The organism is Streptomyces sp. NPDC057543, from assembly GCF_042801895.1.
GTDB lineage: Bacteria > Actinomycetota > Actinomycetes > Streptomycetales > Streptomycetaceae > Streptomyces.
Map to the genome: position 1 here is coordinate 1 of NZ_JBHVFF010000023.1, position 16495 is coordinate 16495.

General features: G+C 71.2%; 16 protein-coding genes. 7 read left to right on the forward strand and 9 right to left on the reverse strand.

The genetic code is table 11. From position 1 onward, the window contains the following. Positions 1 to 48 precede the first annotated feature (48 nt). Positions 49 to 459 (reverse strand): hypothetical protein, encoded by a 411-nt coding sequence (locus ACFU8Q_RS06680; RefSeq protein WP_384448749.1) that lies wholly within the window; start codon positions 457 to 459, stop codon positions 49 to 51. A gap of 145 nt (positions 460 to 604) precedes the next feature. On the opposite strand from ACFU8Q_RS06680, the gene ACFU8Q_RS06685 reads away from it, so the two are divergent. The 4 genes from ACFU8Q_RS06685 (at position 605) to ACFU8Q_RS06700 (ending at position 4914) form a co-directional block, all read left to right on the forward strand. Then, a complete protein-coding gene (locus tag ACFU8Q_RS06685) occupies positions 605 to 1489 on the forward strand; it encodes a hypothetical protein (protein ID WP_384448752.1) in 885 nt (294 codons plus the stop codon). 89 nt (positions 1490 to 1578) lie between these two features. Then, positions 1579 to 2586, forward strand: coding sequence for an NADP-dependent oxidoreductase (locus ACFU8Q_RS06690; RefSeq protein WP_384448755.1), 1008 nt, complete (start codon positions 1579 to 1581; stop codon positions 2584 to 2586). Positions 2587 to 2669: 83 nt separating this feature from the next. Continuing rightward, positions 2670 to 2933 carry a DUF2630 family protein gene (locus ACFU8Q_RS06695; RefSeq protein ID WP_384448758.1) on the forward strand — a complete coding sequence of 88 codons (264 nt, stop codon included), beginning with the start codon at positions 2670 to 2672 and terminating at the stop codon, positions 2931 to 2933. A gap of 22 nt (positions 2934 to 2955) precedes the next feature. Continuing rightward, positions 2956 to 4914, forward strand: coding sequence for an FUSC family protein (locus ACFU8Q_RS06700; RefSeq protein ID WP_384448761.1), 1959 nt, complete (start codon positions 2956 to 2958; stop codon positions 4912 to 4914). 252 nt (positions 4915 to 5166) lie between these two features. Here ACFU8Q_RS06700 and ACFU8Q_RS06705 read toward each other — a convergent pair whose 3' ends face one another. Next, positions 5167 to 5568, reverse strand: coding sequence for an RNA-binding S4 domain-containing protein (locus tag ACFU8Q_RS06705; protein ID WP_266747186.1), 402 nt, complete (start codon positions 5566 to 5568; stop codon positions 5167 to 5169). Between the two features lie 489 nt (positions 5569 to 6057). On the opposite strand from ACFU8Q_RS06705, the gene ACFU8Q_RS06710 reads away from it, so the two are divergent. Beyond that, positions 6058 to 7815, forward strand: a complete 1758-nt coding sequence (locus tag ACFU8Q_RS06710) for a VWA domain-containing protein (RefSeq protein WP_384448765.1) — start codon at positions 6058 to 6060, stop codon at positions 7813 to 7815. Here the strand turns inward: ACFU8Q_RS06710 and ACFU8Q_RS06715 are convergent. Further along, the gene (locus tag ACFU8Q_RS06715) at positions 7749 to 8996 is read right to left on the reverse strand and encodes a sensor histidine kinase (protein ID WP_384448768.1); all 1248 of its coding nucleotides are present in this window, start codon (positions 8994 to 8996) and stop codon (positions 7749 to 7751) included. The genes ACFU8Q_RS06710 and ACFU8Q_RS06715 overlap by 67 nt on opposite strands. Further along, a complete protein-coding gene (locus tag ACFU8Q_RS06720) occupies positions 8993 to 9646 on the reverse strand; it encodes a response regulator transcription factor (RefSeq protein WP_384448845.1) in 654 nt (217 codons plus the stop codon). Before ACFU8Q_RS06720 ends, ACFU8Q_RS06715 begins: the two co-directional genes overlap by 4 nt. 197 nt (positions 9647 to 9843) lie before the next feature. Here ACFU8Q_RS06720 and ACFU8Q_RS06725 point away from each other — a divergent pair, with 197 nt between their 5' ends. Then, positions 9844 to 10029: a hypothetical protein gene (locus tag ACFU8Q_RS06725; RefSeq protein WP_384448771.1), complete on the forward strand. Its 186-nt coding sequence runs from the start codon at positions 9844 to 9846 to the stop codon at positions 10027 to 10029. Between the two features lie 42 nt (positions 10030 to 10071). Next, on the forward strand, positions 10072 to 11676 hold the full coding sequence (gene metG / locus ACFU8Q_RS06730; RefSeq protein WP_384448774.1) for a methionine--tRNA ligase: 1605 nt from the start codon (positions 10072 to 10074) through the stop codon (positions 11674 to 11676). A 239-nt stretch (positions 11677 to 11915) separates the two neighbouring features. Here metG and ACFU8Q_RS06735 read toward each other — a convergent pair whose 3' ends face one another. The 5 genes from ACFU8Q_RS06735 to ACFU8Q_RS06755 all read right to left on the reverse strand — a co-directional run bounded on the left by ACFU8Q_RS06735 (position 11916) and on the right by ACFU8Q_RS06755 (position 16483). Then, complete coding sequence (locus tag ACFU8Q_RS06735) at positions 11916 to 12392, reverse strand: iron chaperone (protein ID WP_384448777.1); 477 nt, start codon at positions 12390 to 12392, stop codon at positions 11916 to 11918. 188 nt (positions 12393 to 12580) lie between these two features. Continuing rightward, positions 12581 to 13204, reverse strand: a complete 624-nt coding sequence (locus ACFU8Q_RS06740) for a glyoxalase (RefSeq protein ID WP_384448780.1) — start codon at positions 13202 to 13204, stop codon at positions 12581 to 12583. 10 nt (positions 13205 to 13214) lie between these two features. After that, positions 13215 to 13655, reverse strand: a complete 441-nt coding sequence (locus ACFU8Q_RS06745; RefSeq protein ID WP_384448783.1) for a helix-turn-helix transcriptional regulator — start codon at positions 13653 to 13655, stop codon at positions 13215 to 13217. A gap of 126 nt (positions 13656 to 13781) precedes the next feature. Next, positions 13782 to 14192 carry a VOC family protein gene (locus tag ACFU8Q_RS06750; protein WP_384448785.1) on the reverse strand — a complete coding sequence of 137 codons (411 nt, stop codon included), beginning with the start codon at positions 14190 to 14192 and terminating at the stop codon, positions 13782 to 13784. A 206-nt stretch (positions 14193 to 14398) separates the two neighbouring features. Next, positions 14399 to 16483: a PQQ-binding-like beta-propeller repeat protein gene (locus tag ACFU8Q_RS06755; protein ID WP_384448788.1), complete on the reverse strand. Its 2085-nt coding sequence runs from the start codon at positions 16481 to 16483 to the stop codon at positions 14399 to 14401. Positions 16484 to 16495: the final 12 nt, after the last annotated feature.

Sequence of the window (16495 nt, forward strand, 5' to 3'; positions counted from 1 at the left end):
CGCCGAGCGCGGGCCCGTCCTCACTTCCCGATGCGCCGGGAGGCGCGCTCACGTCCGCTCGTGCGTGTAGAAGATGTAGAACGTCGTGATGAACATCCCGAGTCCGACCGCCAGTCCCAGCGCCGAGGACCGCAGCACGCTGGAACCGGTCAGTCCGACCAGCAGGCCGATCGCCGCGGCCGTCAGCGCGCCGTACGCCACCCCCCGCACCAGGGGCAGCAGGGTGTGCTGGATCCGGCCCAGCGCGAAGCACAGCACGGCGAGCACCACCGCGGTGATCAGGCCGTACCAGAACTGCCGGCCGCCGCTCGCGCCGTTGTTGCGGAGGACGAACGACGCGTAGAGGCCGTACGCCGCACCCAGCGTGACAGGAACGGCCCAGGCGTACGCCGTGTGCTGACGGGTACGTGTCCGTCTCCGCGGCCGTCCGCGTGTCGGCATCGCTGCATGTGTGGCCATGGCGGGGACTCCTTCCGTCGCCCCTCAAGACCGTCCGGTCGGGGGGCGGTCTCGTCCCTCCAGAGCACACCCGGCCGCGCCGCCCGGCAACTCGGATGGCGTACGGCCCGGGGCGCACCGCCTCCGTACGGGATTCCCTGGAGGGGTGCGGACGTATCTCTCGGCGGTCACGGCAGCGGTGGTACTGGTGCTGCTCGCCGTGCTCGTCCCGCTGAGCGCGCTCTCCGCCTGGGTGGATCTGGAGATCGACAACACGGACCGTTACGTGGCCGCGGTCGCCCCGCTCGCCTCCGACCCGCACGTGCAGAGCACCGTCAGCGACCTCATCACCGACGCGACGATGCAGCAGGTCGACGCCGGTCCGCTCCAGAGCACGGTGCGGGACTTCCTCCACCAGGCGATCATGTCCTTCACCACCACGGACGCCTTCCGGGCCGCGTGGAGCGCCGCCAACCGCACCGCCCACGAGGCCGTCACCGCCGCGCTGAACAGCAACACCGGCAAGGCCGTGACCATCGACCTGGCACCCATCACCCAACAGGTCAAACAGAATCTGGAGGGGAGCGGGGTGCCGTTCGCCGACCGGATTCCGGTCCAGCACACCGACATCACGCTCATCTCCGCCGACCGCGCCCACCAGCTGCGCCAGACCTTCCGGTGGCTGCGCGCCGCCGGTGTCCGGCCCGCCGTGGGAACGGTGGTGTTCGCCGCCTTGACGGTGCTCGTGGCCTGGGCGCGCGGCGGGCCGGGGCGCGGGCGCTCCGGGCGCGCCGCGCTCTCGGCGACGGCGGTGGCCGGGGCCGGTTTCGCGCTGGGGGCGCTCGTGCTGCGTGCGTTGATCGCCGTCGCCCGCGACCGGGTGCTCGCCGAGGTGCCGGACAGCGAGACGGGCGGTGCGGCGGCGGTGTACGACGCGCTCACGGGCTCCCTGCGCACGACGGCGTGGATCGTGTTCGGTACGGGGCTGGCGGTGGCGGTCTGCGCGTTGCTCGGGAGGTGGTGGGCGGCCCGGCGGCGGACGGTTCCGTAGCAGGCCCGGTTCGACGTGCGGCGGCGGACGGGCCGGGGAAGAGTGGTTCTCGTGACTGCCGGATCGGGGGCGACTGAGAGGTCTTCCGTATGCGAGCGATAGCCGTCAGCACGTTCGGGGCCGAACCCGCACTGGTAGAGCTGCCCAAACCCGAGCCGGGCACCGGGGAGGTAAGGGTCAGGATCGAGTACGCCGCACTCAACCCGTGCGACTGGCAGGCCGGCCAGGCCGCCCGGGGCTCACCGGACCCCGGACCGGCCCCGCGAGGGTTCCCGCTGGTCGTCGGCGTGGACTTCGCGGGCCGGGTGGACATGATCGGCCGCGGCGCGAACCGCTTCCGGGTCGGCGACCAGGTCTTCGGCCGGATCGGCGACGCCCAGGCTTCCGTCCGGGCCGGTGACCGGGTCTCCGCCCGGGCCGACGGGCCGACGGGCCGCGCCGGAACCTACTGCGACTACGTGACCGTGCCGCAGGACTCCGCGATCACCCTCGTCCCGGCCGGCCTCCCCCTCCGTACCGCGGCCGCACTGCCGTCCGCCGGGATGACGGCGGCCCAGATCCTGGAGACCGTGGTGCTCCGCGGCCACGAGAGCCTGCTGGTCATCGGGGCGGCGGGCGGCGTCGGCAGTTGCCTGACCCAGCTCGCCTCGGCCCGCGACGTACGCGTGATCGGGGTCGTGCGCGGCGACGAACACCAGCGGATGGCGGCCCTGGGCGCCACCGTCACGATCGACACCACGGAAGCCCCCCTCGAAGCGGCGGTACGGGGGAGCTGCCCGGACGGCGTCGACGCACTGGTCGACCTGGTCTCCGCCACCCCCGGCGCCTTCGCCGCCCGGGCCGCGCTGGTACGTGCCGGCGGGATCGCCCTCACCACGCGGGGCGTCGCCGCCGGGGCCACGCTCCCCGCGGACGTGACCGGCATCGACTTCCGGCTCGAACCCAGCCCGGTCCTGCTCGACGTCCTGGCCGCGGGCGCCGCCGAAGGCGTACTGCGCGTGCCCATCGACATAGAACTCCCGCTGGAGAAGGCCCCGCAGGCCCTCGACCGGAACCGGACCGGCGGCGCACGCGGCAAGACCGTCATCGCGCTCTGAGCCGAGACCGTCAGCACAACCCGAGCCGAGACCGTCAGCACAACACGAGCCCGGACCACGCGCGCAGACCCGAAGGGGACACCATGGACGATCGGGAACGCGACATCGAACACGACATCATCGACAACATCGGCGAACTCATCGCCGAGGAGCGGGACCTGCGCAACCGTTCCACCGGGGAATCGGGCCTCACCGAGGACGAGAGATCCCGCCTGCGTACGGTGGAGGTCCGGCTCGACCAGTGCTGGGACCTGCTGCGCCAGCGCCGTGCCCTCAGGGAGTTCGGCGAGGACCCGTCCGCGGCGACGGTACGGCCGGCCGACGAGGTCGAGGGTTACCAGGGCTGAACGCACCACACAGGGGGACGCATTGACCGACACGGAGGCCGGATCCGGACGCAGGCGTGCCGCACCGCCCCCCTGGCTGCTGAGCGGACTCCGCCCCCGGTCGGCCACGCCCGTTCCCTGGGCCGCGGCCGTCCGCGCCTCCCTCGCCCTGGCCGGCCCGCTGGCCGTCGGCTTCGCGCTGGACCGGCCGGCGTACGGCGCGCTCGTCTCCATGGGGGCGCTCTCCGGAGTCATCGGCGACACCGCCGACGCGTACCGGATGCGCATCCTCAACATCGCCGTACCGCAGCTCTTCGGCGCGCTCGGCATCATGCTGGGCACGCTGGTCTTCGGTACCGGCTGGACTGCCGTCGCCGCGCTGACCCTGGTCGCTCTGGTCTCCGGCATGATGTCGACGATCGGCGCCGTCGCCTCCGTGTCCGGGCTGCTGCTCCTGCTCAACGCGGTGGTCGGCGCGGGGCTCCCGATGCCGAAGCCCTGGTGGGTGGCGCCGCTGCTGCTGACGGTCGGCGGCCTGTTCGTCCTCACCATGACGCTGCTGGCGTGGCCGCTGCGGCGCAAACTGCCGGAACGGGTCGCGGTCGCGGGCACCTACCTCGCGGTCGCCGACCTGCTCGCCGCCGCGGGCACCGACTTGTACGAGGAGCGGCGGCAGGCCGTCACCCAGTCCCTCAACACGTCCTACGACCTGATCCTGGCCCGCCGGGCCCGCTACCACGGCCGCAGCAACGCCATGGTGCGGCTGCTCGCCCAGCTCAACGTCGTCATCCCGCTCGTCGAGGCCGCGCCCGCGGTACACGTCCGGCGATGCCCGCTCCCGGACGAGATCCCGGCGGCGGTACGCGAACTCGCCGCCGCCGTCGAGGAGAGCCGCACCGGCGACGCCGAACTCACCCTGCCCGCCCCGGACTCACCCGCCACCCGGGCGGTGGACAGCGCGCTGCGGCACGCGGCGACCGTCGTGCACGAGGCCGACCCCGACCCGTACAACGTCGACGACCGGCTCGGCCGCCCCGCCGCGCTCGGGGTACGGATCCGGCGGACGGCTCGCGACGTGCTGCTCTCCGGGTCCTCGTGGCGGTACGGACTGCGTCTGGCCCTTTGCATCGGCCTGGCGCAGGCGCTGACCTCGCTGATCCCGGTGCCCCGCTCCTACTGGGTCGCTCTGACCGTCACGTTCGTCCTGAAGCCGGACTTCGGCTCGGTGTTCTCGCGGGCCGTGCTGCGCTCGGTGGGCACCGCGGCCGGTCTCGTGATCGCCGCGCCGATCCTCGCCGCGGTGCCGATCGGCTGGTGGGACGTGCCGGTGATGGTGGTGCTCGCCGCACTGATCCCGGCATTCACGGCGAATGGGTACGCGTTCCAGACCGCGGCCATCACCCCGGTCATCCTGCTCCTGTCCGACCTGCTGAACCACCAGGGTTTCCACCTGGTCTGGCCGCGCTTCCTGGACAGCCTGATCGGCTGCGCCATCGTGCTGGTGGCGGGCTACCTGCTGTGGCCGGAGAGCTGGCATGTCCGGATCGGCCACCGGCTCGCGGACGCGGTGGCGGACATCGCCGACTACGTGGCGTACGCCTTCGAGCCGGGCGGCCCCGGCGACCGGGCGGAACGAGTGCGGGCCCGGCGCCGCATCTACCGCGACCTGTCCGTCGTACGTTCCGAGTTCCAGCGCGCCCTGACCGAACCGCCGCCGGTCGGCACCCGGGCCGCTGCCTGGTGGCCGCTGGTCGTCGCGGTCGAACGCATCGTGGACGCGACCACGGCGGCCCGGGTCCGCGTCGACCACGGAGCACCGGAACCGTCCGCCGCGGAAGTGGCCGGGATCCAGCAGCAGCTGCGGGAACTGGCCGAGGGGATACGCGCGAGCGAGACCCTGTTCGGCGTACGCGCGGAACTGCCGGGCGACGAGGAAGGGGTACTGGCTCCACTGCGCCAGGAGGTGGCGGCGGCGCGGGCGATCGCGTCGCCGCAGCCATAGCCGTAGGGCCTCTCGTTCGGATCACGCCGGGCTCGCGTGCCCCCGGCACCGCGCCTCGCCGCGTTGGCGTCAGTCACCAGGGCTCCTTCCCCAAGCGCTCGGCTCCGATCGAGCAGGGGAGACCCCATCCGCATCCCTCCTCCGCCTTGCGACGCACGGCACCACGGTGACATCGGCCGCTCCGCGGCGGGCCGCTCCCTGACCCGGCCCGATCCAGACGAAAGACCCTGGTCGCGGCCCACGCGCTCCTCGTCAGGGGGTGGGCCCGGCCCCTCGCAGGCGCTCCATCTCCCGCCGGTCCCGCTTCGTGGGACGCCCCGCGCCCCGGTCCCGTACCGGAACCTGGATCGCCGCCTCGCGCGGCGGCGGGGGCGGGCTGTTGTCGACGAAGCACTCCGCCGCCACCGGAGGGCCGACCCTCTTCTTGACCAGCTTCGACACGACGACGATCCGGTCCCGGCCCGCGTGCCGGAGCCGTACCTCGTCGCCGACGTGCAACGCCTGGGCGGGCTTGGCGCGTTCGCCGGCGACCTTCACATGACCCGCGCGGCAGGCGGCAGCGGCCTGTGAACGGGTCTTCGTCAGCCGGACCGACCAGATCCAGACATCGACCCGAACGCTGCCCTCCGCCTGCGGCGCCTCACCGGAAACCATGCAGCCGACTCTAGTGCGGCGCGGGCCCCGGGGCAGGCCCTGAGCGGATCAGCCGAAGGAGGGCGGGGCGGCCACCTGGGCGGCGGTTGCGCCTGCCGGAACGAGGACGGAAAGCATCGCCCCTGCCACCACGGCACAGGCCGCGAACCGGGTTCTGCGAGATCGTTTTCCCACGTGGGGGCCGTTCTTGACAGCACATGCGAGCAAAACGGACAACAGTTCGCCTGATCATGTGTCAGGCGCACCGTCCGCTCACGCCAACGAGGCGACTCGGGCCCAGGTGGGCACAATTTGAACGACGTACATCAGGTCCGCGCGGCGTGCGCACAGGACTCGGTCGGAACTCGGTTGCGGCTCAGTTGTCCCACGGGCGGGCCGCACCGCCGAACGGCCGGATCCGGCCGCTAACCTTACGTATCCGCCCTGGCCAGGGATGAATCCCGCAGGTCGGACATTTATCGCACCCAACTCACGCGAAAGGCCTCGCCCATGGGCATTCGGAGCTTGCTGCGCAAGGTGTTCGGCCGCGACCGCGCGGAGCAGGACGCGCCGGCGCCGACGGCCACGGTCCCGCCCCAGACCGAACGCACCGCGCCCGCGGAGTCGGAGCCGGTCACGACGACGGTGGACGAGCCCGCCAAGGAAACCGCCCCGGTGCGCGAAACCGCCCCGCCCACCAAGGCCTCGGTACCGGCCCCCGCCTCGCCCCGGTCCGCCACCGGTGATACCGGTCTGGCATCGGACCTGGTGGCGGCGGCCTTCGACAAGGCGTCCCTGCCCACGGTCCCGTCCCAGGGCTCGGCCCCGAAGCCGAAGCCGGCGGAGGCCGAGGTCACGGAGCCGGTGGCTGCGGAGGCCACCGAGCCGGAGCCGGTGCCGGTCGCCGCGGAGCCGGAGGCCACGGTCGTCGCGGAGGCCGACGTTCCTGCCGAGACCGAGCCGGAGGCCGCCACCGCCGAGGTCGAGCCTGCCGCAGTCGTCGCCGAGTCGACGGCCGCTGTTGAGCCCGAGCCGGTCGCAGTCGTCGCCGAGCGGACGGCGGATCCGGTCGCCGAGGTCGAGCCCGTCACGGTGGAGGTCCCCGCCGAGCCGGAGGTCGTTGTCGCCACCGAGGACGAGTCGGAGGCCGCCACTGCCGAGGTCGAGCCCGTCGCAGTTGTCGCCGAGTCGACGGCCGCTGTTGAGCCCGAGCCGGTCGCAGTCGTCGCCGAGCCGAAGGCGGATCCGGTCGCCGAGGTCGAGCCCGTCATGGCGGAGGTCCCCGCCGAGCCGGAGGTCGTTGTCGCCACCGAGACCGAGCCGGAGGCCGCCACCGTCGAGGTCGAGCCCGTCGCAGTTGTCGCCGAGCCGACGGCCGCTGTTGAGCCCGAGCCGGTCGCAGTCGTCGCCGAGCCGAAGGCGGATCCGGTCGCCGAGGTCGAGCCCGTCATGGCGGAGGCCCCCGCCGGGCCGGAGACCGCACCCGCCACCGAGACGGAGACCGAGCCGGAGGCCACGTCGGCCCCCGCCCCGGCCCCCGCCTCCGAAGCCGAAGCAACCCCCGCCCCCGGGGCGCCCGAGCCCGCCCTCCCCCTCGCCCGGGTCACGTCGAGTGCGCCCGGACTCGTCGAGCCGTACAAGGCAGCCCGGGCCGCGCTGGAGGCGCACGGGCTGACCGGGCTGCGTGCCACCGTCTACCTGGTCTTCGACCGCTCCGGCTCCATGCGGCCGTTCTACAAGGACGGCAGCGCCCAGCACCTGGGCGACCGCACCGTGGCCCTCGCCGCGCACCTGGACGAGAGCGCCACCGTCCCCGTCGTCTTCTTCTCGACCGACATCGACGGCACCGGCACGGTCGACCTCGCCGCACACGAGGGCCGGATCGACGAACTGAACGCGGGCCTCGGCCGTCTCGGCCGTACGAACTACCACCGCGCCGTCGAAGAGGTCGTCGCGCACTACGAGAAGTCGGAGGCGACCGGCCCCGCGCTGGTGATCTTCCAGACGGACGGCCCGCCGGACGCCAAGCAGCCCGCCAAGCAGGCGCTGGCCGACGCGGCGCGGCTGCCGCTGTTCTTCCAGTTCGTCGCGTTCGGAGACGAGGACGCGAAGGGCTTCGACTTCCTGCGGAAGCTGGACGTCCCGAACGCCGGGTTCTTCCACGCGGGCCCCGCCCCCCGCGAGGTCGCGGACGCCACGTTCTACCGCGAGGTCCTCGCCGCCCTCCCCGCCTGGGTCGCGGCGCGCGAAGCGGCGCCCGAAGGCTGATCCACCGGCAGGCGTACGGTCACGGCGAGCCCGCCCGCGGGGCCCGGCACCGCCGTGACCGTACCGCCGTGCGCCACCGCGATAGAACGCACGATCGAGAGACCGAGCCCCGACCCCCGCCCCATCCGGTCCTTGCCCTCGCCCCGCCGGAACGGCTCGAACAGCCCGGGGATGTCCGCCGCGTCGACCACCGGCCCGGTGTTGCGCACCTCCAGCAGTGCCTCGCCGCCGGCCGTCACCAGGGACACGTCCACCCTCCCGTCGGGCACGTTGTACGTGACGGCGTTGGCCAGCAGATTCGCCACCAGCTGGGCGAGCAGCAGCCGGTTCCCCCGTACCGCGCACCGGCCGGCGTCGACGTTCACGCCCGGGTGCCGGGCCGCCTCCTCCGCCACCACCTGCGTGAGGTCCACCGCGTCCCGCTCGTTCGCCGCGAGTCCGCGTTCGCTGCGTGCCAGGACCAGCAGTCCCTCGATGAGCCGCTCGCTGCGCCGGTTGTTGTCCAGGAGCGTCTGCCGGGTCCGTACGAGATCCTCCTGGGACGGGTCGTCCAGACCGATCTGGATCGCGGCCCGCTGGGTGGCGAGGGGGGTGCGCAGTTCGTGCGAGGCGTTGGCGATGAACCGGCGCTGGCTGTCGAACGCCTTCTCCAGCCGGGCCAGCAGCGCGTCGAGCGTGTCGCCGAGCTCCTTCAGTTCGTCGTCGGGGCCGCTGGACGCGATCCGTTCGTGCAGGGTGTGCTCGGAGAGCCGGCGCGCCTTCGCGGTCATGGCGTGGACGGGCCGCAGGACCCGCCCCGCGGTCCACCACCCCACCGCGACCGCGCAGGCCGTCATGACGAGCAGCGCGGCCACGGACCACATGAGCAGCTGATGACCGGCCGCGTCGCTGACGTGGTCGGTGAGGTCGTAGACGCTGGGCGGGCCGAGAGTCCGCCGGGTGACGAGGGGGCCGTTCACCGCGTAGCCGGGCTGGACGACCGCGGCGGTGCGGGCGATGGCGCGCGCCTGGGAGTCCGTACCGGCGCGGGAGGCGAGGTTGACGGTGGCGAGCAGTGCCGTCCCGAGCACCAGGAACACCCCGCCGTACACGAGCGCGATACGCGTCCGGATCGTGGAGTGCTGGACGTGGGGGACACGAGCGGCGCGCAGGACGCCCGGGAGGCGTGACGGGCGCTTCACAGGGCGTACCCCACGCCCTGCACCGTACGGATCAGGGCCGGTTCCCCGAGTTTGCCCCGCAGCTTGCTCATGCAGACGCGTACGGCGCCGGTGAACGGATCGGCGTTGGCGTCCCAGGCCCGCTCCAGCAGCTCCTCCGCGCTGACGGTCCCGCCGTCCGCCTCCAGCAGCAGCTGGAGCACCGAGAACTCCTTCGGCGAGAGGTCGAGCTCCCGCCCCTCCCGGGAAGCGGTGCGCCGTACGGTGTCGAGCCGGATGCCGTACCGCTCCAGTTGCGGCGGTACGGGGCGGGCGCTGCGCCGCCGCAGCGCCCGTACCCGCGACACCAGCTCGGGGAACTCGAACGGCTTGCCCAGATAGTCGTCGGCGCCGAGATCGAGCCCGGCGACCCGGTCCTCCATGGAACCGGCGGCGGTGAGCATCAGGATCCTGGTCCGGGAGCCGGAGGCGACGAGCCCGCGCGCCACGTCGTCACCGTGCACCCGTGGCAGATCGCGGTCGAGGACGACGACGTCGTAGTCGTGCAGCCCCAGGTAGGCGACGGCGGCGTCGCCGCTGTACACCGTGTCGACGGCGAACCCGGCACGCCGCAACCCGGTGGCGACCAGCTCCGCCAACATCTCCTCGTCCTCGGCGACCAGTACCCGCATCGTGATGTCCCCTGCCTCGTGCATGCGCGTCCACTCTCTCCCAGGATGCGTCTTTGTTACGGGAAAGCATGTTTCGCAAAGGTCTCCGCACAGCCTGTCACCGGGCTCCCGGAAGCAACTGCGGCCTCAAGAGCGTTACACGCTCAAGGTGTTGGACCCGTGTATGAGTCGGACCCGTGTATGAACGAAGGCGTGCGGTGACCGGTTCCACGGACGGCGACGACCGGCTCGACCTGGCGGACGCCCTCATCTGCCGCTCGGATCGTGGCGACGGCACCGACCTCCCGGTCGTGCCTGCCCCGGCGGAGTTGCTGGACATCGTCGCCTTCTCCGTCCACGCCGAGGACCCCGTCGGCCCCGGGTCCGAGCGCGGCCGACCGTAATCTGTGTGAGTGGATCTTCTGCAGGCCGTTAGGATTTCGACCATGGCGGCCACTGGATCCGAGAAGCAGGGGGCGACGGCGTACTACGTCTCGACCCCCATTTACTACGTCAACGACGCTCCTCACCTGGGCCACGCCTACACGACCGTCGCAGGCGACGTGCTCACGCGCTGGCACCGCCAGCGCGGCGAGAAGGTGTGGTACCTCACCGGCACGGACGAGCACGGTCAGAAGATCATGCGCACTGCCGAGGCGAACAACGTCACCCCGCAGGAGTGGTGCGACAAGCTCGTGGAGGAGGCCTGGAAGCCCCTCTGGGAGCACCTGAACATCGCGAACGACGACTTCATCCGTACGACGGAGAAGCGGCACACCGACCGGGTGCAGGAGTTCGTGCAGGACCTGTACGACAAGGGCGAGATCTACAAGGGCGGCTACGAGGGCCCGTACTGCGTGGGCTGCGAGGAGTACAAGCTCCCCGGTGACCTCATCGAGGACGAGAACGGCGTCAAGCTGTGCCCGATCCACAAGAAGCCGGTGGAGATCCTCAAGGAGGAGAACTACTTCTTCAAGCTGAGCGCCTATGGCCCGAAGCTGATGGAGTTCTACGCGAACAACCCCGGCTTCATCCAGCCCGAGTCCGCCCGCAACGAGGTCGTGAACTTCGTCAAGCAGGGCCTGCAGGACCTCTCCATCTCCCGCTCGACCTTCGACTGGGGCGTCCCGGTGCCGTGGGACGAGAAGCACGTCATCTACGTGTGGGTCGACGCCCTGCTGAACTACGCCACGGCGGTCGGCTACGGCGCCAACCAGGAGAAGTTCGACGGAACGTTCCCGGCCGACGTGCACCTGGTCGGCAAGGACATCCTGCGCTTCCACGCGGTGATCTGGCCCGCGATGCTGATGGCGCAGGGTCTGCCGCTGCCGGGCCGGGTCGCGGCCAACGGCTGGCTGATGGTCGGCGGCGAGAAGATGTCGAAGTCGAACCTGACCGGCATCAAGCCGCAGGACCTGACCTCGCACTTCGGCGTGGACGCCTACCGCTGGTACTTCCTGCGCGCCATCGCGTTCGGCAGCGACGGGTCGTTCTCCTGGGAGGACTTCTCCGCCCGCTACACCTCCGAGCTCGCCAACGACTACGGCAACCTCGCCTCGCGCGTCGCCGCCATGGTCGGGAAGTACTTCGGCGGGGCGCTCCCCGAGGCCACGGCCGCGGGTGACGCCGAGAAGGCGGTCCAGGAGGGGCTGGCGAAGGCCGTCGCGACGGCCGACGAGAAGATCGGCGAGGAGCTGGACTTCCAGACCGGCATCCTGGCGATCTTCGACTTCGTGAAGCAGGTCAACGGCTACATCACGGAGCAGGAGCCCTGGAAGGTCGCCAAGGACACGTCCCCGGAGGGCCAGGCCCGCCTCGCGACGATCCTGTACACGGCCGCCGAGTCGCTGCGCGGTGTCGCGGTCCTGCTGAACGCCGTGATGCCGGAGACCTCGCAGAAGCTCTGGGACTCCCTCGGTGCCGAGGCGTCCCTGGGCGCGCTGTCCGACCAGCGCGTACAGGACGCGGGCACCTGGGGCCGGCTCCCGGTGGGTGCGACGGTGACGAAGGGCGCGGTGCTGTTCCCCCGCCTGGAGGAGAAGCCGGCGTAAGGCACGCAGACACGGCGAGGGGCCGGGATTCAGACAGGCGCCCGGCCGGGGTTTCCCGGCCGGGCGTTCTGTGGTCGGGGTCCGGGACCAGGCCGTCGTGAGCGAGTGATCACCGAGGGACCGGTCGGGCCGCTCTTCGAGGTCGCTGTACTCGCGGTGGTCGCGGTAGGGCGGTTGCCCGCATGACGGTCGGTCGGGCCGGGCCGCAGTGAGCGTCGCGTCCGCGGGAAGGACCGGTCTCAGCTCGTCGCCTTCTTGATGAGCGCGCCGATGCGTGCCTCGTCGGCGGCGGTGAGTTCCGTCAGGGCGTAGGCGGTGGACCACATGGTGCCTTCGTCGAGATTCGCCTGGTCGCTGAAGCCGAGCGTGGCGTACCTCGCCTTGAACTTCTGCGCGCTCTGGAAGAAGCAGACGATCTTGCCGTTCCTGGCGTACGCGGGCATCCCGTACCAGAGCTTCGGCGAGAGACCCGGCGCGCTGGTTCTGACGATGTGATGAATCCGCTCGGCGAGGACGCGGTCCGTCTCCGGCATTTCGGCGATCTTCGCGAGCACCTCGCTCTCCCCGTCCGCCTTGGCCGCACGCGGAGCACGGCGCGCGGCCTTCTTCAGCTCCTGGGCGCGCTCCTTCATCGCGCCGCGTTCCTCGTCCGTGAATCCGTCGTACTTCTCGTCGGCTGCGCCGGTGGTCTTGGTGGATGTCTGCGTGCTCTTCATTGCGGGATTCCTTTCTCGGGTGGCTTGATCAGGACCGATTCGTGCCAGGGATCCGCCGCGGCGCCGACTTCTTCAGAACGGATCGGTTGTCGCCCGGCTGAGGAGACCACCGGGGACCTCGACGCCCTCCGGCGACACCGTGTGGCCCGCGAACACCGGTGAATCCGCGTCCTCGGCGGTGCGACGGTTCAGGGCGTGGACGTCACCGACGCGGCCTCCCAGGCAAACCCGTCCGGGTCGGTGAAGGACCCGGCGTCGCCGCCCAGCACGAGCCGGTGCGAGCCGCTGCCGTCGATGGGGACACCGACGTCCTTGGCAAGGGCACGGCGCCCGTACAGCGCCAGCCTGACGGAGTTCGCCGGTGCGGCGAACTCGACGTACTTGCGGCCGAAGCTCTTCGCCACGGTGAGGCCGCGGTCAACGTAGAACCGCTTGCTCGCGGCCACGTCCGTGGCCCCCAGCAGAAGTACGGTCTGCTCGATCCGTCCGGTGGCCGGGCCGGTGTCCTTCTTCGCGGATGTCGCGACTTTCCAGATCGTCCCGTCCGGAGCCTGTACGACGCCGCCGTAACCCCAGAGCGACTTCGAGACAGGCTTCAGCGCAGTGGCACCGGCGTCGAGGGCGGCTCCGATGAAGCCGTTGACATCGGCAGGCTGGGCCACCGTGAGCGACAGCGCGAACCCACGGAACCCGGTCGTCGGTGCCTTTGAGGCTCGCAGGTGCACCTGAGCACCCGAACCGAAGGCGGTGTAGAAGCGGTCGGCGGCGGTGGGATCGGCCACCTCAAGGGTGACGGACTCGATGGAGGTCATAGTGGTCAAGCTAGTTACGGCTCGTCGCCGGCGCTTCTCGATTCCTGACCGGTCTGGTCACCTGTTTCGCCACACACGACGGTATCCCCGCCGCACCGCCCGCCTCCCGGCGCCGGTAGGCGCTGGGAGACACACCGACCAGCTCGGTGAAGCGGGTGCTGAAAGTGCCCAGTGACGAGCAGCCGACCGCGAAACAGACCTCGGTGACGCTGAGGTCGCCACGGCGCAGGAGCGCCATCGCGCGCTCGACGCGCCGCGTCATCAGATAGGCGTACGGCGACTCACCGTAGGCCAGCCGGAACTGGCGACTGAGGTGTCCGGCCGACATGTTCGCGCCGCGGGCGAGCGCCTCGACGTCCAACGGCTGCTCGTACTCCCGGTCGATCCGATCCCGGACGCGGCGCAGGCGCGCGAGGTCGCTCAGGCGCTGCGCCGCGGTCAGTGCGCTCATCCAGGCAGGATGACACATGACAGAACTCCGTTCATCGATGTTCATGAGCACGTGGGCTGCCCCCGGGGCGGGCGGCGAGGGGGCGTGGCACCGGCCCGACCGAGGCCGGACCGACAACCGAACGCCTCAGCGAACCTCTTGGATACGGATCAGGTTGCCCGCAGGATCGCGGAAGGCGCAGTCGCGGACGCCGTACGGCTGCTTGGTCGGCTCCTGCACGACCTCGGCGTCGCCGGCCTGCACCTTCTCGAACGTGCCGTCGAGGTCCCGGGTGGCCAGCAGGATCCAGCCGTAGGTGCCCTTGGCCATCATCTCGACGATGGTGCGGCGCTCGTCCTCGGTGACCCCGGGGTCGGCGGCCGGCGGCGCCAGGAGGATGGAGGTGCCGGGCTGGTCGACGGGTCCGACCGTGATCCAGCGCATCTTGCCCTGTCCGACGTCGGTGCGGATCTCGAAGCCGAGGGTGTCGCGGTAGAAGGCCACGGCAGCGTCCGGGTCGTCGTGCGGGAGGATGGTCGTGTGAATGGTGAGGTCCATGGCCATCACGCTAGTTGCGGTCCGGTGACCGACGCTTCTCGATTCCTGACCGGTCCGGTCCCCCGCCCCGGATCGGCTTGATGCGATCCCGCTTGACGATCACGCCGTTCGGAAGAACCAGCCGCCGGGCCGTACCCGCCCTCAGGGCCGGCCCGCCACACCGGCGTCCGCCGTACGGTGGCACCGGTGGGTCCGGGCAGCGAGCGTCAGAACACCGGCAGGGCGACGACCGATCCCTTGTTCAGCAGGAACACCCGGTTGCCCGCGGCGGCCATGTGCCAGGGACCTTCCGACTCGGGTTCGTAGGTCCACATGAGCCGACCGTCCGATTCGCCGCTCGGGATGTTTCCGAAGGCAGATACGCCTGACGAGGTGCCCCCCTCGACGATCCACAGGGTGTTGCCCTGGACGACCGGTGGAGTGCGGGACGGGAGGGTGCCGTCCGGCCATGAGACACCGGCTTCGCTGCCGGATGCCTTGTTGACCCGGTAGAGACGGCCGTCGTCGATGGCGGCGATGTAGTCGTCGGTTTTCGCGGGAGAGCCCCATCCGGCCTGATCGGGGTTCAACGACTGCGAAGCCGCGGACCAGACCTCGTCGCCGCTCTGCAGGTCGAGTGCCAGGAGCGATTTCCCACCGACGTAGACGAATCGGTCTTCGACGGCCGGTGTCAGCGCCGTTCCGGCATGGCCGCCCAACTGCCAGGCGCTGCTGCCGTCGGCCGAGTCGAGGGCGAAGTAGTTCCCGTCCGCCGTACAGACGACCAGTCGGCCGGGTCCGGCACCGGCCACGGCCGCCGGGTCGATGAGGATGTCCGCGGGGGCCTCCGCGGTCCAGCGGACCTTGCGGGCTTCCGTGTCGACCGCGGCCACCTCGCCGTCCTTCGTCAGCACGTACACGAGCGCCGCGTCGGGTGCGGTGGCCAGCAGTTTCTCCGCCTTTGCCGGGGCACTCCACTGCAGCTCACTGGTGGACGCGTCGAAGGCAAGGACGTTGCCGTCGGCATCGGCCGCGACGAACTGCTCGGCTGTCAGCCGCAGGAAGCCCGCGGACGGTGACACCTCCGGAAGCGACCACTTCTGCCGGCCATCGGTCACCCTGTGCGCCGTAAGTCCTCCCGACGGGCCGGCGAACATGACGACATCCCGCACCGGCAACAACATGGACGCGCTCGGAGCGGCTGCCTTCAGTGGCCCCCACAGGGGTTCCGGAGGCGTGCCCGGCTTGTACTCGCCGGAGTTCAGCAGCTTTGCCGGTTCGGCGTCCGCAGCGTCGGGCAGATCGGGCCCCCTGGTCAGCCACCAGGCCGTTGCGCCTCCTCCCAGTGCCAGCACCGCTCCGCCGGCGGCGAGCGAGGTGAGGAAGCGCCGCCGTGACGGCTTCGCCCCCGGAACAGTGGTGGCGGCCAGAGTGGTGAGCTGATGTGTCCGGGTCTCGTACTCCTTGATCTGTTTGCCGAGAACGCCTTGTCTCCACAGTCGGTGTGCGCCGCGAGGAGGTGCGAATGTCTGGATGACCGACGAGGGGTGCGGGCGGTGTGCGGGCTCTTTGGCCAGGCAGGGGGCGATGAGGGGGCGGAGCGCTTGCGGCACGGCGTCGAGGGCGGCGCTTCCGTGCACCACTTCGTACTGCACCGCCGCGACATGCGCACCTTCGTACGCTTGCCTGCCGCTTGCCGCGTACACCAGTACCGCGCCGAGGGAGAACACGTCGGCCGACGGGCCGACGCGCTGACCCAGAATCTGCTCGGGTGCCCCGTATCCGGGGGTGGCCGGTGCCTGGCCGGTGGTGGTGAGGGTGAGGCCGTGCTCGGGGCGTGCGATGCCGAAGTCGATGATGCGGGGGCCCGAGGAAGTGAGCACGATATTGGCCGGCTTGAGGTCGCGGTGGATCAGCCCCGCCGCGTGAATCTCCTGCAGCGTCGATGCCAGGGCGCCGGCCAGCGCGCGTACGCCGGCGTCGTCCAGCGGCCCGTGGTCCGTGATCGCCTGCTCCAGTGTCGGCCCGGACAGAAACTCGGTGGCGATCCAGGGGCGCCCGCCCTCGGTCTGCGAACCGACGACGCGTGCCACGCCGGTGCTGGTCACAGCCTGCGCGGTCTGGGCCTCGCGCAGGAACCGCTGGACGAGGTTCCGGCTGTGCGCGAGTTCAGGACGCAGCACCTTGACGGCCGCGAGGCGGCCGGAACTGTCGTGACCTACGTACACCTTGCCCATGCCGCCCTCGCCGAGCACTCCAGCGAGGCGGTACGGCCCCAGCCGGATCGGGTCGCCGAAACTGAGAGGTTGCATGGTGTGACCCGA